This window comes from Paenibacillus sp. FSL H8-0034 (genome assembly GCF_038000305.1).
Taxonomy (GTDB): domain Bacteria; phylum Bacillota; class Bacilli; order Paenibacillales; family NBRC-103111; genus Paenibacillus_S.
This window is the reverse complement of sequence record NZ_JBBOBS010000001.1, coordinates 2,370,098-2,389,971: the sequence shown is the minus strand read 5'-3', so window position 1 is coordinate 2,389,971 and position 19,874 is coordinate 2,370,098. Positions and strand designations below refer to the sequence as shown.

Below are 19,874 nucleotides of genomic sequence, written 5' to 3'. Positions count from 1 at the left end.
TGTTACACCTCCATGATTAATAGCTCAGGATCAGCCAGCAATTGCTTGATATAGTTCAAAAAGTTTTGAGCTGTCGCACCATCGATAATCCGATGATCGAAGCTTAAGGAAAGAGCCATTACCGGAGCGATGACGATCTCACCATTCTTCACAACCGGCTTCTCAGTAATACGTCCTGTACCCAAAATTGCCACTTCAGGGAAATTGATAACAGGTGTGAAGAACATGCCGCCAGCCGAACCAATATTCGTGATCGACAGCGTGCCGCCTTTCATTTCCGCTGCTGACAGCTTGCCATCACGACCGCGTGCTGCCAAATCCTTGATAGCTTCAGCGATTGTCCAAATATTTTTACGATCCGCATCCTGAATAACAGGCACAATCAAGCCATTATCCGTATCGGTTGCGATACCAATGTTATAGTACTTTTTGTAGACAATCTCGTTCTTTTCTTCGTCGATCATCGCGTTCAAAGCCGGGAATTGACGCGCCGCTGCAACCAGAACCTTTACAATGAAAGGCAGGTAAGTCAGCTTAACGCCTTTTTTCTCTGCAATGGGTTTGGACTTCGCACGAAGAGCAACCAATTGGGTTACGTCTACTTCATCCATCAAGGTTACGTGTGGAGCTGTGTAAACGGATTTAACCATCGCGTTCGAGATTGCTTTGCGAATGCCTTTGAATGGCACGCGTTCTTCGATGCGCTCACCGCTAACTGCTGCCGCTGCGCTTGAAGCGACTGCCGGCTTGCTTGGAGCGCCTGCGTTCGAAGTTGCTTCCGCAGCTGCTGCCGGAGCTTCGCTTCCAGCAGATGGCGCTGCCGCGGCTGTGCCTCCGCCTGCGGCAAATGCGAGAACATCTTCCTTGGTCACGCGGCCGTTAGGGCCGCTAGCTGTGACCAGCCCGATGTTCAAGCCTTTCTCGCGAGCGAGCTTGCGCACGCTTGGCGTAGCCAGTGCTTTACCGCCGGCTGCTGCATCGGCTTGAGCCGCGCCTTCAGCCGGTGCTCCGCCTGCCAGCGGCGTATCCAGCTTCGAGTTCGCGACATTAGCCGCGACCGCTCCGCCAACTGCACACTCGGCAGCTTGGTCATCGCTCTTCGCTGCTGGAGCAGCCTCAGCTGGTGCTGCCGGAGCCGCACTCTCTCCTTGACCGTGATCGTGGCCCGCTTGCTGTGGAACCTCTCCAGAAACTTCGATTGTTGCGATCAGATCGCCAATCGTACAGACAGTGCCTTCAGCAACTTTGATTTCGACGATCTTGCCTTCAACAGGAGAAGGTACTTCTACGGTTGACTTATCGTTTTGGACTTCCATAATGATGGTCTCATCGTTGACGACATCGCCTGGCTTAACCAGCCATTTGACGATTTCACCTTCGTGAATGCCTTCACCAAGCTCCGGGAATTTATATTCAAATACCGCCATATTGTAACCTCCTAAAAGTTTTCGTAGAAAACTTACTTCGTAAGCATTCCCTTTAGAGTTTTGCGTAGCAAAACTTGCTTCGTTATCCTAAAAATCCAATACTTTGTTCAGTCCAGCAATAATACGGGCCGGATTAGGAAGCCATTGGTCTTCAACCTGTGAGAATGCATATACGGTATCCGGAGGTGTTACACGAAGTACAGGAGCCTCAAGGTGCAGAATCGCTTTTTCGTTAATTTGTGCAATTACTTCTGCAGCAATACCGGACGATTTTTGTGCTTCCTGTACAACGATAGCGCGGTTCGTTTTCTTGATCGATTCCACGATTGTATCGATATCAAGCGGCATCAATGTTCGAAGATCAATGACTTCTACCTTCGTTCCACGAGTTTTTTCGATTTCTTCAGCAGCCTTCAAAGAAGTATGCACCATAGCGCCGTAGGTAATAATGGTAACATCAGAACCTTCGCGGACAACTTTGGCTTTACCAATTTCCACTGTGTAATCGCCTTCCGGCACTTCAGCACGGAAAGAACGGTACAAGTTCAGATGCTCCATGAAAAATACAGGATCATTGTCGCGGATAGCCGCAATCAGCAGTCCCTTGGCATCATAAGGATTGGAAGGAACCACTACTTTAATTCCTGGTGTTTGAGTTAACAAACCTTCCAACGGATCTGTATGCAGTTCAGCCGCTTTTACGCCGCCGCCAAAAGGAGTACGGAATGTAATTGGCGCATTGTAACGACCGCCTGAGCGATAACGCATCCGTGCTGCCTGAACACAAATCTGGTCTAATGCTTCATAAATAAAACCGACAAATTGGATTTCAGCAATCGGACGAAATCCTTGAATCCCCATACCTACTGCCAAACCACCGATTGCGGATTCAGCCAAAGGCGTATCGAATACACGTTCCTCGCCAAATTCAGCCTGTAGACCTTCCGTTGCACGGAATACACCGCCGACTTTACCAACATCTTCACCGAATATGACTACGTTCGGATCGCGTTCCAATTCAACACGCATTGCATCCTTGATCGCTTGAATCATTGTCATTTGTGCCATGGCTTACTCTTCCTCCCTTTTACTTTGAATAATCTGCTTTTTGCTCTTCCAGATGGGACGGTGTTACTTCAAACATGCTATCGATCAAGCCGGGAATCGTCATTTTCTCCACAGCTTCTGCTTTTTTAATGGCGTCAGCAACTGCTTGCTTCGCTTCTTCTACAACCTTGGCTTCTTCTTCCTCCGACCATAAGCCCTTGGCTGTAACGTATAAACGGAAACGGTTCAAAGGATCTTTGGTTTGTTCCCACTCCGTGCTTTCTTCCTTCGTACGGTATTTGGACGGATCGTCACCGGACATGGAATGCGGCAGGAAACGGTATGTGATCGCTTCGATCAATGTCGCGCCTTCTCCATTGCGTCCACGCTCAGCAGCATCCTGAACGGCTTTCACTACAGCCAGAACATCCATACCATCTACCTGCACGCCTACAATACCCGCTGCTACTGCTTTATGAGCAACAGATGCTGCTGCGGTTTGCTTGGAGAATGGAGTCGTGATGGCATAACCGTTATTTTGCACAACAAAAATCGCAGGAAGTTTAAATGCACCTGCAAAGTTCAGACCTTCATAGAAGTCGCCTTCGGATGAACCGCCGTCACCTGTATACGTAATGGATACACGTTTTTCACCGCGTTTTTTGAATGCCATGGCAACGCCCATTGCATGAAGAATTTGTGCACCGATAATGATTTGCGGCATAAGTACATGTACATCTTCTGGAATTTGTCCGCCGTGCTGATGACCGCGGGAATATAGGAATGCCTGATACATCGGAAGACCATGCCATACGATTTGCGGCATATCGCGATAACCCGGACATACAAAATCATCTGAATTTAAAGCAAATTCGCTACCGATCATTGTTGCTTCCTGTCCCGATACTGGAGCGTAGAAGCCAAGACGGCCTTGACGGGTCAAGTTAACAGCCCGTTGATCCCAAGTACGCGTAAATACCATACGTCTCATTAATTCTTTTAACTGCTCGTCACTCAATTTCGGCATTTCTTGCTCATTTACGACAGTGCCGTCAGGCGCTAGAACGGATAAAGGCTGTACCTCGGTTACAGCTACTTCATACGGCTTACTCATGTACATTCACCTCAATAGTAGGATTTCAATGCCATTAAAGCTGGAATTCTGTTATAGTAGTATTATAAACCTGTTTTCACTCAGAACACAACTACTTACTTGAAAAATATGATTTTTATTAGCCCTACCCTATATAACAGTTTTTAAAAATATATAGTACAGATTAATAAAATCCACAAAACTATACTAATACAACTGGAGGAAACCCTTATGGACGAAGCCATTTACTATAAACGAACGATTGTAAAAGAACAGGTACCCTCTACCTCATTGGGTCAAGAAAGGCCGGTTCGAATCCTCTTACCCCCTGGTTATCAGGAGCTAAACACATATCCTGTCATATATTGTCAGGATGGTGAGCAATTTTTTAATTTTGGACGCATCGCTACACTCATGAACCATCTGATTTATGATGAGGGAGTTCAGCCTGCGATCATTGTTGGCGTCGATGTTGACGTCGCGACAAGAACCTCGGAGTATGCTCCAGGGGAAGCACGCTTTGAAGCCTACACGCATTTTTTCTCACAGGAGCTTCTGCCCTTTATTGAAAGCCGTTACCCTGTGGGCAGCATCGCCAAGGATCGCATCATTGCAGGAGACTCATTGGGAGGAACCGTATCTTTGCATCTAGCCTTAAATTATCGTAGCCTATTTTGCAATGTCCTATCCTTATCCGGTGCATTTTTACAGCAAACACAAGATCAAGTTGCCCAAGAAACCGATTTGTCCTGGCTGAAGCTGTATATGCTGATTGGAACGGACGAGCTGGAAATCGCTACACAGGGAGGCACTTACGATTTTCTAGAGGCAAACCGACAAACCAAACAGCTCCTCGAAGCGAGAAGCTGCAACCTTACTTATATAGAAAAGCCTGGCAAGCATGTATGGGGCTTTTGGCAAAAGGAGCTTCCAGAGGCTTTGAAGTTGTTCCTATAAGGGCGGGGCACCCTCCCCACCCTCCCTTGAAGGGAGGGCCCCAGAGGGCTTGGCCCTCTGGACTCCCCTGGATCGTGTGCAGACTGTTGTGTTCTCGGGACGCTTTCGTCCCTGCGGGACACGCTTGGGGCTCGATTGGGTGAGTTCGACGTGTGCAGACTGTTGTGTTCTCGGGGCGCTTTCGTCCCTGAGGGACACGCTTGACTACGAGAGCAAAGATTGATTTAACGGGGGGGATCGTCCCATACGGGACATTGCCTCCGTTTTTTTGTTTATTTACTTATTTTAATCCGTAACGGGTTCGCAGGGTTTCGACCATTGTGGTTATTTCGGATTCATTAGGGAGATCCAGAGATGCTTGGTTATCGGTCTTAGGTTTGTGCGCTCTAACCGACTCTTTTATAGAATCAATGAAGGACTGCTCGTCTTTTAACCCGATCAATTCCTCCAGACTGGCCATGCTGTTTTCCGTTACCTTTGGAAAACAGAGCCCTCCGGTATCACACGTACTCTCGACTGCCGTCTCCCCTGTAGCTATATTGTAAAATTGCTTGGCCAATTCGGCCTTAGGGTTGCCAATACCCCGCACAACAACGAATGCTTGGACTGCGATAGCATGCGCCTGGCGCCGCTGGGCAATTCCGCAAAATTTGCGTCCCCGTATGCTTAGATCGTAATCGCCTGGACAGTAGGAGCCGATGATTTCGCCTTTTGATACATCGGACGTTACCTTATGCAGGGATTCACTGATTAATCGGAACATCGTTTCAAAATCATGACGAAAATCAATATTTCCCTGACGCTTGGGCATAATGAGCGTTATGTTGATGACACCCAGATCAAGTGGTACCGCGGCGCCGCCGGAATTTCTAACAATTACCGAATAGCCCTGCTCTTCAAGCCACTCCATCGCCTGTAAGGCATAAGGTAAACGACTGTCACGCAAACCCATCACAAAAGCTCGTGGATGCCTCCATAGATGAACAATAGGTGTTCCACCAGCACCCACTCTTCTGGTCAACAGCTCGTCCATTGCAAAAGGGACAAGCACATCACTTTGCCCTGTCTGCTCGGTCCGGTCCCAGATCAACATATCCCCCGGCAATGACCATTCCTCTAATTCCATGTTGTTGTATGCCTCCTTAGGTCTGTAAAACCATTCATCGCAACCAGATCCCCATTGTAATGTGAAATCCAATTATACGCAGTGGAATGCTATCCTTTGTCCTTATAGACAACCTCTTTAAATATCCGAATCAAATGCTGAATGTCCTCATCCGCCAAATCGCCAAAAAAGTTTTCAACATTAGCTCTGCGCTGCAATCTGATCGATCCCAGCATCTGTCTTCCCGCTTCTGTGATGCTTAAGTAAACGACTCTGCGATCTTCATCGGTCCTCTCCCTTTCGACGAGACCTGCAGCTATCAGCTTATCCGATAAGGTAGTGATGGCTCCTGGCGTATAGCACAGCATATCAGCAATCTGAGATGCCTTAAGAGGCCCCTCAATTTCAAGTCTCTCTAACAAAAAGCCCTGAACAGGCGTCATCCCATTTTCATTAAACTTGGACCATGAGACCGATATTTTACGAAACAGCTGTCTCGCTGCCTCTTCCAACTCTAAGAGGTTGCGGTGATCAGTCATTAGCTTTGTGCCCCTTTATCTTATTGATAATTATCATTGTAATGTTCATTTTACCATGCATGGAGAACTTGCCCAAGCTTTTGTTCAGCACAGGTCGATATGCCTAAATATTTGTGTTGACGATAGATTGGTAATTGTGATATTTTTTGGTATATAGTTTTAACTTAAAACTAATTAGCCTAAAATATCTTTACTGTAAATCTAATCTTATTCGTTGTATTCACTGGAAAAGGAGGTGTACCTTATGGATGATTTGGAACAAAAGCTGGATCGAATGGAAGAGTTAATATTAATGGGTATGCACCGAACGAATAAATGGGGATCGGTCAAATTTTCCAAGCAGCAGTATTTGCTGCTCATCACACTGGATAATAAGAACCGGGCAACCGTCAGCAACCTTGCCGACGAGCTCAACCTGTCTCCTAGCGCGACAACATTAGCCATTAATCGATTGGTTCGTGACGGACATGTCGCTCGGACCCGCGATGAAACCGACCGTAGAGTCGTATGGGTGGAGCTAACCCCTGAAGCCAGAGTGCTGGTCTACGAACAAAGAGAACGGCGCAGAAAAGTACTCCGCTGTATGATCAGCAGTCTTGAACCTGAGGAAAGCGAGCAGTTCATTACTATCGCCCACAAAATGCTGACTAATTTACAAGATCCAATATAAATAGAGAGGAGCTATAACCCTACTATGAAGAAAAAAATTATTATTTTAACTGTTTTAGCTATTATTCTTTTGGGAGGCGGAGCTGGCGGCACTTACTACTTTGCTATGGCCAGCAAGTATATCAATACGGAGGATGCCAAAATTGCAGGTGATTTACGCGCAATCGGCACACCCGGAGCTGGTAAGCTAATTGAGTGGAATTACAAGGAAGGCGATTCCTTCAAAAAAGGTGACATCCTTGGGATGGTTGAAACAACGCCTGCCCGTGGCAATACACCTGCTATTTTACAAGAGATCATTGCTGTAGAGGAAGGTACGATTATTCAATTTAATGGCGTTAAAGATCAGATGGTATCCCCCACCAGTGCAATTGCAATGAGTGCGAATCTGGATAAGCTGTATGTCACAGCCAACCTGCAGGAGACCGAAATCGCCGATGCCAAGATTGGCAATAAAGTCACGATTAAAGTGGACGCGTATCCGGATGCCGTTATCACAGGTCATGTAGAGCGTCTTGGTCTTGGAACTAATTCTTCCTTTTCGCTATTATCATCATCTAACGCAAGCGGTAACTTTACAAAGGTCATTCAGCGGATTCCCGTTAAAATTTCGATTGACAGCTACCAAGGTAAGCGATTGGTGCCTGGACTAAATGCAACCGTCAAAATTGAGAAATAAATCGCTACACGAGCAATACAGAGAAAGGAGGAAACCGAGTGTCAACACAAGATTCATCCATGGACGCATCGGCAGTACATACAGCTCCAGAGAAACCCGCTGAAGAGAAGAGCACTGGATACGGACTAGCGATGTTAGCCGTCATTATCGCTGTTTTTATGGCTATTCTTGATATGAGTATCGTGAATGTCGCAATTCCCAAAATGATGTCTGTCTTCGGGGTCAATCAATCCGAGATCGAATGGGTTGTAACAGCTTATGCGTTAGTGAGCGGAGCTTTGGTTCCAGTGACCGGTTATTTGGGTGACCGCTTTGGCTATAAACGCATCTTCCTGCTGGCCATGATTATATTCACAATCGGCTCTGGTTTATGTGGAATTGCCTGGAGCAACAGCTCCATGATCATCTTCCGCATTATCCAGGCGGCTGGTGGTGGTGCACTGATGCCCATTTCCATGGCTATGATATTTCGGATGTTTCCTGCAGAAAAACGCGGAATGGCAATGGGCCTATTCGGTATTGCCGTTATGTTCGCACCTGCCACAGGCCCTACACTAAGCGGCTACATCGTCGAATATTTGGACTGGAGACTTATTTTCACCATTAATGTGCCGATCGGTATTCTCGATTTTTTCCTGGCAATGGCCGTCTTGAAGGAATTTAAATCTCCTGTTGCCAGCAAATTCGATCTTTGGGGCTTTCTCACCTCCAGTATCGGATTAGCGTCCCTGCTGTATGGAGTCGGCAAGGTTACCGAGAAAGGCTGGACGGACCACGAGGTCATCGCTTTTATTGCAATAGGTTTGGTTTGTCTTCTTATCTTTGTTGCTATTGAACTAACGATCGACTATCCATTACTCGATTTAAGCTTGTTAAAAAACGGCACATACACACTTTCCCTTGTCATTTCCAGTATTTCGACACTAATCATGATGGGTGTGTTGTTCCTGCTGCCGGTATTTTTACAAACCCTCTCCGGCTTATCTGCCGTACAGACCGGTTTGATTCTGCTGCCGCAGGCCGTGATGTCGGGAATTATGATGCCGATAGCCGGTGCTCTGTTCGATAAATTCGGCGCTCGATTGTTGGCAATCATCGGACTTCTTCTTACAGGAGTGGCTCTCTATTTAACCTCAGCCTTGGATATTACAACTGCATTTTCCACTCTCATTTTCTGGCTCGTGTTTCGGGCAATGGGAATGGGCTTGATGATGATGCCGATTCAAACTGTTGGCATGAATACCATTCCAATGAACAAGATGGGTCAGGGAACTGCGTTGTCCAACACCGTCAGACAGATCAGTTCATCCTTCGGTATTGCCTGGCTTGGACTGCTCTATTCGGATCGTCGTACTTTTCATATCGCGGATCTTTCCGATCAATTGAATATGTTCTCAACGAACATCGCAACTCAATTCTCACAGCTGCAGAATCAGTATATGAGCATGGGGCAATCGGCTACACAGGCAAGCTCAAGTGCATTGGCCTACTTGAATGGTCAAGTACAGTTGCAGGCCACAGTCATGGGCTTGGATGATGTATTTATTATTACGGCTGTACTATCTTTTATAGCTGCCGTGCTTTCCTTATTTTTAAGAAATACCAAAGTAAGCGGCGCACCCAAACAGCACGTGATGGGCGAATAATTAGCTATTATTACCGATTTTATTGTAAAGGGGCATCTATTCAAATGAACAATAATCCCGTCCAGTGGAAACGATGGATTCAAACCGGACTTATCCTCGCCTTAAGCGGGGTAGTTGCAGTCGGCTGCTCAACAACAAACGCCAGCAGCAGTCAAGCCAAATCAGTCAAAACCGCACCTGCCGCCAAACAAAAGATGGAAGATAAAACCGAGCTTGATGCGGATGTAGTCTCCTCTACCCAGGTCAACATGCTGAGCAAAGTAAGCGGCGATGTAAAAGAAATTCTCAAAAAACGTGGTGACACCGTGAATCAAGGCGACGTTGTGCTCGTACTCGATTCTGTGGATGCTGCCAGAAACAAGGAAAAAACCGATCTTACGCTGCAAAACCTGCAGGCGCAAATTAACAAAACCCGCGAAGACATCTCTACGAATCGCGGAGTTCTTACCAATACCGTGCAGAAGCTCGAAATCCTGATCGCTGATCAGGAAAAAAGCTATAACAATACACGTAATGACTACGATGCGGGGCTTGCTACCAAAGCTCAGCTGGAGAAGATCGAAACCCAGATCAAAACCAATCGACTTGACCTGGATACAGCGCAAAAGCAGCTAGCTAACCTGGATGCAACCGATCCACTCGCTACACTGCGTATCCAGCAGCAATCCACGGAGCTGTCACTTCGCGATATAGACAAAACCTTATCTGATTTTGAAGTGAAAGCACCGATCAGCGGCGTGCTGACCGATCTGTTTCCTGAACAGGGGATCACCGTGCAAGCCGGTTATGTAGCCGGTGTTATCCAGCAATTGAACCCGATTAAAGTTCATGCCGACATTACCGAAAGCACTATGAAATATATTCAAGGCAAAACAACCATTCCTTTTGTTACACAAGGCAGCAGCGCCTCAATGACAGGTACGATTACTTATTTGGCTGACGTCATGAGTCCGCAAAGCAAAACCTACGTACTCGAACTCAGCGTACCCAATCCCGATCAAAAGCTGAAATCAGGAATGAGAGTAAAGCTGCAGCTGGGCGGAGGCTCTACTCAAGATGTCGTGACAGTCCCGACCGCAAGCATCGTCAAGGAAGGCAATGACAACTATGTGTTTGTTGCAGCTAACGATCAGGCAGAGAAACGCAAGGTTGCATTGGGTCGGGTTGCCGATACAAATCGGGAAGTTACGGATGGCATCAAGGAAGGCGAGCAAGTCATCGTGTCGGGTACCCAGGATTTGAAGGACAAAGATAAAATTGAATTGCGAAAATAAGTTTGAATTGTAAATGGAGGCTATTGAATGAAAAAAGTTAGAAAGCAAGCTCTGTCCGTAATTTTGATATCATCACTTCTTCTATCATTCCCTTACTGCGCCGCATTGGCTGATGAGGCGCAAGCCGCAGCTGTGGATACACGTTATCCCTCCACGCTGACAGGACCGCTTCAGGTCAAGATCAATGGTTTGCTGAGTGAACATACCTTAACAGGCACGCGTATCGGCACTATTGTCAAAATGTATAATGTTTCCAATGATACGGTAAGAGTCCCTGATTATGAAGTTCGGATTGTAACAGACAATGGAGCACGATATGTGCTGCGCGGCAGCTCCGACAATGCCATATCGGTCCCTCCGATGTCCAATATCACACTCAGCTATATGGCTCAGGTCGAATTACCCGATAATCTGAAGCCGACAAGTATCGTTTGGGTCGATGTGAACAAAGACGTCTATCCGAAGGTCGAAACGACTATGCTCGATCTGCCCATCTCCAATCTGGTTTGGTACGGTGATCAATCCATCATCTCAGACCCTGCGCTTATCAAAAAATGGGGAGAAACCTTTACAATCCCTTCACTGGATTCAGCTTTAACCTATACGCCAATTAACATGACTACAGATTTCAAGGATCAGACCCCTGTTCAGGTGATCAAGCTGCTTGTACAAAATCCAGGAAAAACAACCGAAGTTATTCCCGGTTTTATTATCGAGGGCAAATCGAGCACGCAGAACTACAAAGGTTCAAGAGCTGATCAAACCATCAGCTCCATAGATCCTGGGGAAAAGAAATACATTTATTGGACGGTTCCAACGGATTTGGATACACAGCTGATCAGCTTTACGCTATCTACACCCGAATCATTTAAAATTCCAAACCGGACAGATGCTTCAGCTAACCTTACCTATTATATAGGTCGTCTAAGCTTTAGCGCGCCTACAACTGAGCAACTGGTATCAGACAGCACCAAAGCATCACCCTACTTACTGAATTCACAAATCCCAATCGATCCGATCAACAACGTGGTCAACCCTAACATCAACATATCCGCTGCCGATTTTCAAATCTATGAAAATAAAGGAATGGGCTACAGCACCGGGATCATCAAAATGAGATTTTCCAACAAAGGCGATAAGCCGCTGCCAGTTCCCCAGTTTGCCGCGGAACTGATGGGTAATGGGTTTATCTACGCCGGGAATCGAATCAATGCATCAACCGATCTGGTTGTTCCTGGAACGGATTATCTCGTCAACTACTCGTTTGTGCTTCCAGTTGGCGATACGGTGGATCAATATAATCTGCGTTTAATTGATAATAAAACGGCAGCTCCGTACAAAATCAATTTTGCACAATCGATCCTGACAGTCAACAAACCAGTGAAGGATAATGTAAAGCTGAATATGTATCCTTACGAGGTTACGATTCAAGACTGGGCGTTATCGAATATAGCCCTATCCAACCCTTCAACCTTAAGCTACAAATACAGCTACAAGCTGCGTATCAATATGGATTTAAAGACACTTGAGCCCGTGATGGTTGATAGCAATTACAACAAGCTTTTAATTGAATTAGAAACCAAGGATGGCAGACGGATTGCATCCAATACACAAAGCCTGAACGGCGAAGGCCGTTTGACCTCTGGCGAGCAGCTCATTTACTTTACGGATTCAACATCCGATCAATTGGAAAATCCGATCGTACTAAAAATTTATGAGATCATCGAAACTCCAAATGGTCCGGTAAGAAGCTTGGTTGGCACACTGAACAATTAAATTCGTTTATCCATATTCCACATCAGGCTACCCTGGGCAGAAGCTTGCTCCAGTCAGTAGCCTTTTTGTTGTTTATGATAAGTCCAACTTAATAAACTTTACTAAAAATTAGTTTGCAGTCCCCCTTACTTTCGTTTATCTTAGTAAAATAATTTGTTGAAATTTCGTTTTTTCTTAGAAAAAAAGGTGAATTCATAAGCTCTGGGGAATATAGTTATGTTGAACCTAGAACTGCTCCGTGAATACGCAAGAATGATTTGGAGGGAGAATGTAAGAAATGAAATCGCCAGACAGAATGTATGCTAATATTTTACTTCAAGTGCTTTCAATTGGGTTTCTAACTCTTTATCTTATAATGACAAGCCAGGTTTATCCAACGAATACGTTGTGGTTTATAGTTGCTATATTGTTAGGAGTCGTCGGTTATTTTCGGAGAACCGATCACACGTTGATGCTTACTTTTTTTGTTATTGCCGTATATGGGAGCTCCGTTATTTATCAATTGTATGTAAGAAATCATATTGCCACTGTCGGCTGGAACGATTTGATCTGGTTGCTTTGCTTTCCGTTCTTTTCTCTCATTGGGGGAATTAACAAACGGAACGGTCAATCCAAAAACAAGGGCAGAAGCCCGCTCACTAACAATAGAAAAAACAGTGAGTCCTATATCGATGAACCTTTTGTCATTGAGGAATCCCTGGACTTTGTTAATCACGATCTGTTTCTGAAGCGGTTTGAGGAAGCTATATTTTTGGGTGTACGCAACAAGCGTAGGTTGTCCCTGATGATAGTAGAAATTAATCAGTTTCATGAGTTTTTTAAAGAGTATGGTTACGAGCAGACTCAGCTTTTTCTGAATAAGGTCGCCGAACTCATTAACGATATTATGCCTGAGGTTGAGATCAAGGCATACCTGGAGGAAGGCCAATTCGCGATGCTCCTGTCAGGAACAGAAAGAGCCAATTCCAGCATAGCCGAGCTATGGCTCGATGATCATTTCAACTCCATGCTGCTCACCCGCCCTCGCGGCAAAGGTACGGTTACTGCCAAGCTTAGACATAGCAAAGTAGATTGCCCTCCACATGGCATGACCTGCTATGAAATTTTGGAGAAGGCTCAACAGGAATTAAAATTTAGCGATGTCTAACCTAATACAGCTCACCGTTCGAACGTATCCGTCAAAGAAATCCCTAAGGAAGTGACTCATTTCGATGAAATCTTTATTGCGTTCCAGTGTGTTTATATTATTTTTTATGGTTCTTTTCTCCACCGTCAACCTGCCTTCCATCTGGGCATTAGAGCCTGGTACTGTACCTAACTCAACCAGCGCTACTCCAAAAAACAGTGAAAATTTTCCGGTTTTCTCGGAGGATCGTACGCTTAAAGGCGAAAATGCCCGCGAAGACGTATATTTTGAGATTGGGAAAGGTCGAAAGGTGCTTCCCGGTTCATTCGTGGACATCGAATTTGGACATGCTACGACACTGCTGTCCAAAACCTCAACCTTGACCCTATTAATCGACGATACGCCAGTAGGTAGTGTGCTATTGGACAATTCCAATAAAGAAAAGGCTCACTTTCGTTTGGATATCACCAATTACCTTACAAATCCGGGCTATCGCAAGCTGTCGCTTATCACACATATGGTCATTTCCGATAATGCATGTCCAGATCCGAACAATCCTGCCAATTGGTTGACTGTAAGTAAAAATAGCAGCATTCACTTGAATGTCGGTAAAAATTATGCGAATGCTGATCTGACCTGGTATCCAAGTCCTTTCTTTGAAAAGGGCAGCCAACAGCCGCTTCAATCCATTCTCGTTGTTCCCGATGAAATCCAGCAGGTGGAGTTCACTGCAGCCGCTAGTATGGTGCAGTTTTTTTCAGCCCAGGCATCGGCCAGCCGAATCAATATTCCGATCTATGCGGAATCTGATCTAACCGACACGCTATTACATGAGAACAACACGATTTGGATCGGACAGACAGGTCGTTGGAAGGAACGCGGCCAAGCCATAGAAGATGCTTATCGCAAGCAAGCCGACCCGGCCCTTCAAGGACAAGGCTTTATCGGGGTAGGGCAATCCCTCTGGAATCCTGAATTAAGCGGTTTGGTCATTACAGGCAAGGAAGAAGAACTCAATACTGCAGTATCCATATTAACGAATGAATCGCTTTATTCTCAGCTGCTTGGTCAAACGACCTCGATTCCTGCTTCTTTGAAAAAAACGGAGCCTTTAAATCCATTCAAGCAAGGCAGTCCCTTTACAGTGACCTTGGAGAAAATAGGCTATTCCAATCTCTCCATAGGTGGCATGCAGCAAGCCAGTACGACCATTAATTACAATCTTCCTGCCTATGCGGATATAGAGAATGGCGCACGGCTTACATTAGCATTCAAGCATTCCAAGTCCATCGATCTCGGAAATTCCGTCATAGCGGTGAAGCTGAATGGTATACCTGTTGACAGTCATAGGCTCAGCGAGGCAACCAGCGACTCTGGCTTACTGGAAATCGACTTCACCCAAGATTCTATCGGAGCTTCCCGAAGACTTGAGATCGAAGTTACCTTCCAATTTGCAAACCTGACGCAGAATAAGCAGCAGGAAGCTTGCGTAGACCCGAATTTGATTGGAAACTGGGCTGTTATTGATAATTCTTCTTCCTTAACATACACGCCTGTTGAAAGAAAAAGCTTTAATCTGCAATCGATACCTTACTCCTTTGTAGTGAACAACCGTTGGAACCAGACGACCTTCCTCTTTCCCGACAAAATCGGCACGAGAGAGCTGAATATCGCGATGACTGCTGTTGGAATTATCGGCAGAAGCGCACAGGACAACACGGATTTAACTATGGCGAAAGTATCCGCGGCAGGGCTCAAGGATCTGCTTCGGGACCGTAACGTTCTGTATATTGGCACAGGCAAAGAACTCCCTGATTTCATGAATGGATTCGCTGACAGCTCTATACAATTTAAAGGTGATCAAGTGACTTCGCTTGCCAAAAATGTAGAATTATTAAGTAATTTACAGAGCCGTTCAGCGGTTATCCAATTGTCTCGCTCTCCACTGAATGAGAACAAAACCTTGCTGCTTATGGCTGCAACTTCCCCGGATCGGATCAGCTCGATAAGTGATGTACTAACGAGTCCTGTTGAAAGCGGCAAAATATCCGGTAAATTTGTCGCTATCGACAGTCTGAATAAAGTTCATGAATTTGCTGAAGAACCGGTTCCCCCCAAGGCAAACGCCAAACCAAAATCCAATCAGATGCGTGACTTCCTAACAGGTCGCGATCAGTTTGAATTAAATGGCGTGGTATTCATCATTGCTTTTCTGGGTATGCTTGCAGTGATTGCCGGTGTCATTTGGTTGACACTTAAGCGCAAGTAAAACTTATTTTGAAATTTCAAATACAGCTCAAAAAGGACCAGGCGGCAAGCTTACCGTCAGGTCCTTTTCATATTATGGAGCAAGCCTGATCCTGACATGGTTAGGGAAGGCAAAAAAACCAACCTTTCCATATGCACGATATGAAATATCAAGACAGCCGGATCGTACATTCCCCAACAATTTGGCCATCCCAGTGCAAGCTCATGTGGTCGCCGTCGTTAACCGGACCCACACCTTCAGGCGTTCCTGTATAAATAATATCGCCCTCCTCTAAGCCAGAATGAAGCGCGCAGAAATCTACGATGGTTTGTAAATCAAACAGCATCTGTTTGATATTGCCAAGCTGAGCCTCTACACCATTTTTGACAAGAGCAAAATCCTTGGACTTGCATACTTCAACTCCTGGAAAAGAAATGAACTTGCTCACGAGTGCGGAATTCGGGAAACCTTTGGCCAATAACCAAGGGTAGCTTTTTTTCTTCATTTCGTTCTGAACGTCACGTAAAGTAAAATCAATGCCTATAGCTAACCCATCCACCAGTTCATCGACCGTAATTCCCTTTTCATAAGGTCTTCCAATACGAATAACAAGCTCGGTCTCATAATGAACGGAACCACGATCACCAGGCAGAACAATTGGGCTGCCGTCCGCTTCTACCAGCGCATGTGTAGGCTTGGAGAAAAGAAAGGGAGAGGTCGGCACCTCATTATTTAATTCCTTGGCATGCAAAACATAGTTTCTGCCAACACAATAAATGTTGCGAATGCTGCTCACGATATACACCTCTTCCTCTTAGATAGATTTAATCATTCCGCCGTCAATTAGAATGGAGCTTCCCGTGATGTAAGAGCTCGCATCCGATACCAGGAAGGTGACTACCTTAGCAAATTCCTCCACAGTTCCATAACGACCGAGCGGAATGGATTGTTTGGACATTTCCTCTACCTGCTCACGCGTCTTACCGGTCTTTTGGGCTTTGACATCATCCAGAAAGGCAACTCTGTCAGTTGCAATCCGACCAGGGGCAACCGTATTAACAAGAATGTTGTAAGGCGCCAGCTCCTCAGCTAATGTTTTAGTCAACCCAACGATTCCGGCGCGGAACGTATTTGATAGAAGTAATCCGGGAATAGGTACTTTAATGGAAGAAGAAGCCAAATTGATAATGCGTCCACCTTGTTTTTTCAGATCAGGCAGCACTTCACGAATTATCCGAATGTAGCTTAATAGATTGAGCTCAAAAGCAGCCTGCCATTGCTCATCCGAGAGCTGTTCAAACGTTCCTGCCGGGGGGCCGCCAGCGTTATTAACGAGAATATCAATGGTTCCAAACGTATCGCGGGTCACTTGTACAAGCCGTTGTATATCCGTAGGGTTCGTAATGTCAACCGGATGGTACGCCACTTGTCCTGTACCAAGCTGTTCAAGCTCAGCTTTGGTCGCTTGCAGCTTGTCCTGATCCCGGCCCGTCAGCATCACGTTAGCGCCTTCCTTTACCAATTCGGCAGCAATACCCTTACCCAGACCTTGACTGGAGGCGATGATCAAAGCTACTTTTCCTTGCAGATTTAAATCCATATGATCCACTCCTTCATAAATTATCGGTATGAATAGTGCTATAACGTTATTCCTGGCCCCTTTGCTACCAAGCCGTGTAACCGCCGTCTGCAGCCAGAGTCGCGCCTGTAATAAAAGAAGCCTCATCTGAAGCAAGAAACAAAGCTGCATTCGCTATTTCTATCGGCGTACCGAAACGAGCCAAAGGGATTTTATCGAGCGCCAATGCTCGGGCTCTTTCCGGATCGGCTTGCCTCTGAAACGAGGCATGGAGAAATGGCGTGTCAATCGGCCCCGGACAAAGGCTGTTGACCCGTATTCCATCCGGCGCATGATCCAAAGCCATCGATCTCGCCATATTCACCACGGCACCTTTAGCAGCCGAGTAGGCAATAGAATCTTTGGCGCCGACAAGTCCGAGCTGGCTGGCAATGAATACAATCGCTCCGCCGCCCTGGGATAGAAGCGGGACGGCGGCCTTGCTTAAATAAAATGCAGAGTTCAGATTGACGTTAACAACATCCCGCCAATCCTCCTCCTTCATCGTGGTTACCGTACCCTTCCGCGAAATCGCTGCCGCATGAATAACGGCATGCAAACCTCCGAACGACTCTTGTGCCATATTCACCATTCGGTTACATGCATCCTGATCGCCAACATCACCGATGACGACAGCTGCTTGTCCGCCTTGGGTCCTAATTTGTTCAACGGTCTGAACTGCATTCTCTGATATATCCGATGCGACTATGGATGCTCCCTCCGCTGCAAACAATAACGCTATCGCTTGACCAATTCCCGAACCGGCTCCTGTGACAAGAACAATCTTTCCTTTAACTCTCATGCTGCTCCATCACTCCATTTCCTGCATCAGTAAGCCATCGGCAAGCTGTGCAGCCAGACAGCTCCACTAAAATTGATGCGTCTCAAGCCATTTCACGTAATCAGCCAATCCAGAATTAAGATTATAAACAGGCACGAACCGTGTATCGGTTGTGAGCCGTGTAATATCCAATCGACCAGCGCGGCTGCCATCCTTGGCAAATAAGACATCGTCGGATCGCTCTTCCGTAACCCGTATTTCCGTACCGGGTATCGTCCCCGCTACAGCTTCCGCTAATTCCATCAACGAATAACCGCTTCCACCCGAAATATTGTAAACATCATGCTCCAAATTCGGGGTGAGCAGCAGCTCAACAATACCTTCAGCAATGTCCTTGACATAGGTGAAATCCAGTATATAGTCAGGTGAGCCTACAAGAAGCGGCTTCTGATCCTTGGCTCTGTTGACAGCTTTCCATACTTGAGACATGGAAGTCCGCGCGCCCGTATTTCGTTCCAACGGACCATAGCAGGCTGCAATCCGCACAGATGCAGCCTCCATTCCAGAGCTTTCGGACAAATAACGCGTTATCCATTCACCTGCTACCTTCGTCAATGGGTACAATCCTGTTTGCTGCAGCCGATCCAACTCGCCCAGAACGCAGTGCGGATCTGGTATGGGTTCATATATGGACGCTGAGCTCAGATAAATAAATCTTTTGACGCCATGTCTGGCAGCCGTGTTTACAACGAGCGAGCTCCCCACGACGCCAATGTGCAGGATACGCTCCGGTTCCTCTCTTTCGCGCTCAGCGGTAGGGGTAATCGTTGCCGCGTGGACTACACCCTTCACAGGTTTGCGGGAAAATAGCGCAGTCAACGATTCTTTATCCGTTATATCCACCTCCTCAAACTGAATACGCCGACCATAAGGCTGCCAAAGCGACTTAACGGGTTGGGCAGGCTCATGCAGATCTACGGCCAGCACTTCTTTACCATGATGAGCCAGACGCTCTACGATATGGCTGCCCACAAATCCGCCGCCGCCAGTAACAATAATCATGAGAATCCCCCTGCTTCATATAGGGTACTGGAATCAACCGTCTATTCTTACAGGACGGAAGACAGAAATTTTCGTGTTCTTTCGTGCTCCGTATTTCGGAACACCTGCTGAGGCGTGCCTTGCTCGGCAATAACGCCACCGTCCATGAATAGCACCCGATTGGATACATTCTCGGCAAACTTCATCTCATGAGTCACAACAAGCATCGTCATGCCCGCCTGAGCCAGATTGGTCATTACCTCCAACACTTCACCTACCAGCTGGGGATCAAGCGCTGAGGTCACCTCATCAAAGAGCATCACTTCCGGCTCCATAGCCAGTGCTCTGGCAATAGCTACACGCTGCTGCTGGCCTCCGGAAAGACTCGCCGGATATTTGTCTGCCTTATCGACCATTTTCACCAATTCGAGGAGATGTTTGGCCTTCTTGATCGCTTCTTCTTTGGCTACATTCTTTAATAACATCGGGCCTTCAATTATATTTTCCAGAACACTTTTGTGCGGCCATAGATTAAATTGTTGAAAAACCATGCCAACCCGAGTCCGCAGCCTCGTTATTTGCGGGTGATACGTTCTTGCTTTCGCCTTGGAAGGCAAACTTTCCACCTTCTCGTCACCAAGCCAGATTGAACCTGCCGTCGGCTCCTCCAAGAAATTAATACACCGAAGCATGGTGCTCTTCCCCGTGCCACTTGGACCGATAACAGCGATAACTTCTCCTTTATTAACCGACAAATCGACACCTTTTAATACCTCATGATTACCATACGATTTCCGCAATCCTTGAATTTGTAGAATCGGTTTCATGTCAACAGCTCCTCTGCATCA

Annotated in this window: 18 protein-coding genes; 8 read left to right on the top strand and 10 right to left on the bottom strand. The window is 46.3% G+C overall.

The features are described 5' to 3' along the window. Positions 1-2: 2 nt before the first annotated feature. The 3 genes from NST47_RS10845 to pdhA all read right to left on the bottom strand — a co-directional run bounded on the left by NST47_RS10845 (position 3) and on the right by pdhA (position 3,588). The gene (locus NST47_RS10845; RefSeq protein WP_341155145.1) at positions 3-1,427 is read right to left on the bottom strand and encodes a dihydrolipoamide acetyltransferase family protein; all 1,425 of its coding nucleotides are present in this window, start codon (positions 1,425-1,427) and stop codon (positions 3-5) included. An 87-nt stretch (positions 1,428-1,514) separates the two neighbouring features. Then, positions 1,515-2,495: an alpha-ketoacid dehydrogenase subunit beta gene (locus NST47_RS10840; protein ID WP_341155144.1), complete on the bottom strand. Its 981-nt coding sequence runs from the start codon at positions 2,493-2,495 to the stop codon at positions 1,515-1,517. 19 nt (positions 2,496-2,514) lie between these two features. Beyond that, entirely contained in the window at positions 2,515-3,588 is a 1,074-nt protein-coding gene (pdhA, locus tag NST47_RS10835) for a pyruvate dehydrogenase (acetyl-transferring) E1 component subunit alpha (protein WP_341155143.1), read from the bottom strand. A 210-nt stretch (positions 3,589-3,798) separates the two neighbouring features. Here pdhA and NST47_RS10830 point away from each other — a divergent pair, with 210 nt between their 5' ends. Beyond that, positions 3,799-4,524, top strand: a complete 726-nt coding sequence (locus NST47_RS10830) for an alpha/beta hydrolase (protein ID WP_341155142.1) — start codon at positions 3,799-3,801, stop codon at positions 4,522-4,524. Between the two features lie 280 nt (positions 4,525-4,804). Here NST47_RS10830 and NST47_RS10825 read toward each other — a convergent pair whose 3' ends face one another. Both NST47_RS10825 and NST47_RS10820 read right to left on the bottom strand, forming a co-directional pair. Further along, positions 4,805-5,650 (bottom strand): lipoate--protein ligase family protein, encoded by an 846-nt coding sequence (locus NST47_RS10825; RefSeq protein ID WP_341155141.1) that lies wholly within the window; start codon positions 5,648-5,650, stop codon positions 4,805-4,807. Positions 5,651-5,739: 89 nt separating this feature from the next. Next, positions 5,740-6,168 (bottom strand): MarR family winged helix-turn-helix transcriptional regulator, encoded by a 429-nt coding sequence (locus tag NST47_RS10820; RefSeq protein WP_341155140.1) that lies wholly within the window; start codon positions 6,166-6,168, stop codon positions 5,740-5,742. 244 nt (positions 6,169-6,412) lie between these two features. On the opposite strand from NST47_RS10820, the gene NST47_RS10815 reads away from it, so the two are divergent. The 7 genes from NST47_RS10815 (at position 6,413) to NST47_RS10785 (ending at position 15,607) form a co-directional block, all read left to right on the top strand. Further along, the gene (locus NST47_RS10815; protein ID WP_341155139.1) at positions 6,413-6,838 is read left to right on the top strand and encodes a MarR family winged helix-turn-helix transcriptional regulator; all 426 of its coding nucleotides are present in this window, start codon (positions 6,413-6,415) and stop codon (positions 6,836-6,838) included. A 24-nt stretch (positions 6,839-6,862) separates the two neighbouring features. Continuing rightward, the gene (locus NST47_RS10810; protein ID WP_240414280.1) at positions 6,863-7,516 is read left to right on the top strand and encodes an HlyD family secretion protein; all 654 of its coding nucleotides are present in this window, start codon (positions 6,863-6,865) and stop codon (positions 7,514-7,516) included. A 38-nt stretch (positions 7,517-7,554) separates the two neighbouring features. Continuing rightward, the gene (locus tag NST47_RS10805) at positions 7,555-9,162 is read left to right on the top strand and encodes a DHA2 family efflux MFS transporter permease subunit (protein ID WP_341155138.1); all 1,608 of its coding nucleotides are present in this window, start codon (positions 7,555-7,557) and stop codon (positions 9,160-9,162) included. Between the two features lie 44 nt (positions 9,163-9,206). Beyond that, on the top strand, positions 9,207-10,436 hold the full coding sequence (locus NST47_RS10800) for an efflux RND transporter periplasmic adaptor subunit (protein WP_341155137.1): 1,230 nt from the start codon (positions 9,207-9,209) through the stop codon (positions 10,434-10,436). 27 nt (positions 10,437-10,463) lie between these two features. Further along, positions 10,464-12,212, top strand: coding sequence for a hypothetical protein (locus NST47_RS10795; protein ID WP_341155136.1), 1,749 nt, complete (start codon positions 10,464-10,466; stop codon positions 12,210-12,212). A 355-nt stretch (positions 12,213-12,567) separates the two neighbouring features. Continuing rightward, positions 12,568-13,359: a diguanylate cyclase domain-containing protein gene (locus NST47_RS10790; protein WP_341155135.1), complete on the top strand. Its 792-nt coding sequence runs from the start codon at positions 12,568-12,570 to the stop codon at positions 13,357-13,359. 64 nt (positions 13,360-13,423) lie between these two features. Then, positions 13,424-15,607, top strand: a complete 2,184-nt coding sequence (locus tag NST47_RS10785; RefSeq protein ID WP_341155134.1) for a cellulose biosynthesis cyclic di-GMP-binding regulatory protein BcsB — start codon at positions 13,424-13,426, stop codon at positions 15,605-15,607. 148 nt (positions 15,608-15,755) lie between these two features. Here the strand turns inward: NST47_RS10785 and NST47_RS10780 are convergent, their stop codons facing one another. The 5 genes from NST47_RS10780 to NST47_RS10760 form a co-directional block, all read right to left on the bottom strand. Continuing rightward, a complete protein-coding gene (locus tag NST47_RS10780) occupies positions 15,756-16,382 on the bottom strand; it encodes a fumarylacetoacetate hydrolase family protein (protein WP_341155133.1) in 627 nt (208 codons plus the stop codon). 18 nt (positions 16,383-16,400) lie between these two features. Then, positions 16,401-17,186 (bottom strand): SDR family oxidoreductase, encoded by a 786-nt coding sequence (locus tag NST47_RS10775; RefSeq protein ID WP_341155132.1) that lies wholly within the window; start codon positions 17,184-17,186, stop codon positions 16,401-16,403. A 64-nt stretch (positions 17,187-17,250) separates the two neighbouring features. After that, entirely contained in the window at positions 17,251-18,006 is a 756-nt protein-coding gene (locus NST47_RS10770) for an SDR family NAD(P)-dependent oxidoreductase (protein ID WP_341155131.1), read from the bottom strand. A 66-nt stretch (positions 18,007-18,072) separates the two neighbouring features. Beyond that, positions 18,073-19,047, bottom strand: coding sequence for an NAD-dependent epimerase/dehydratase family protein (locus NST47_RS10765; RefSeq protein WP_341155130.1), 975 nt, complete (start codon positions 19,045-19,047; stop codon positions 18,073-18,075). A gap of 47 nt (positions 19,048-19,094) precedes the next feature. Further along, the gene (locus tag NST47_RS10760) at positions 19,095-19,844 is read right to left on the bottom strand and encodes an amino acid ABC transporter ATP-binding protein (RefSeq protein WP_341159654.1); all 750 of its coding nucleotides are present in this window, start codon (positions 19,842-19,844) and stop codon (positions 19,095-19,097) included. Between the last annotated feature and the right edge of the window lie 30 nt (positions 19,845-19,874).

Coding starts and splice junctions, on each gene's coding strand:
- NST47_RS10845 (WP_341155145.1), bottom strand. CDS start 1,427: ATGGCGGTATTTGAATATAAATTCCCGGAGCTTGGTGAAGGCATTCAC.
- NST47_RS10840 (WP_341155144.1), bottom strand. CDS start 2,495: ATGGCACAAATGACAATGATTCAAGCGATCAAGGATGCAATGCGTGTT.
- pdhA (WP_341155143.1), bottom strand. CDS start 3,588: ATGAGTAAGCCGTATGAAGTAGCTGTAACCGAGGTACAGCCTTTATCC.
- NST47_RS10830 (WP_341155142.1), top strand. CDS start 3,799: ATGGACGAAGCCATTTACTATAAACGAACGATTGTAAAAGAACAGGTA.
- NST47_RS10825 (WP_341155141.1), bottom strand. CDS start 5,650: ATGGAATTAGAGGAATGGTCATTGCCGGGGGATATGTTGATCTGGGAC.
- NST47_RS10820 (WP_341155140.1), bottom strand. CDS start 6,168: ATGACTGATCACCGCAACCTCTTAGAGTTGGAAGAGGCAGCGAGACAG.
- NST47_RS10815 (WP_341155139.1), top strand. CDS start 6,413: ATGGATGATTTGGAACAAAAGCTGGATCGAATGGAAGAGTTAATATTA.
- NST47_RS10810 (WP_240414280.1), top strand. CDS start 6,863: ATGAAGAAAAAAATTATTATTTTAACTGTTTTAGCTATTATTCTTTTG.
- NST47_RS10800 (WP_341155137.1), top strand. CDS start 9,207: ATGAACAATAATCCCGTCCAGTGGAAACGATGGATTCAAACCGGACTT.
- NST47_RS10795 (WP_341155136.1), top strand. CDS start 10,464: ATGAAAAAAGTTAGAAAGCAAGCTCTGTCCGTAATTTTGATATCATCA.
- NST47_RS10790 (WP_341155135.1), top strand. CDS start 12,568: ATGACAAGCCAGGTTTATCCAACGAATACGTTGTGGTTTATAGTTGCT.
- NST47_RS10785 (WP_341155134.1), top strand. CDS start 13,424: ATGAAATCTTTATTGCGTTCCAGTGTGTTTATATTATTTTTTATGGTT.
- NST47_RS10775 (WP_341155132.1), bottom strand. CDS start 17,186: ATGGATTTAAATCTGCAAGGAAAAGTAGCTTTGATCATCGCCTCCAGT.
- NST47_RS10770 (WP_341155131.1), bottom strand. CDS start 18,006: ATGAGAGTTAAAGGAAAGATTGTTCTTGTCACAGGAGCCGGTTCGGGA.
- NST47_RS10765 (WP_341155130.1), bottom strand. CDS start 19,047: ATGATTATTGTTACTGGCGGCGGCGGATTTGTGGGCAGCCATATCGTA.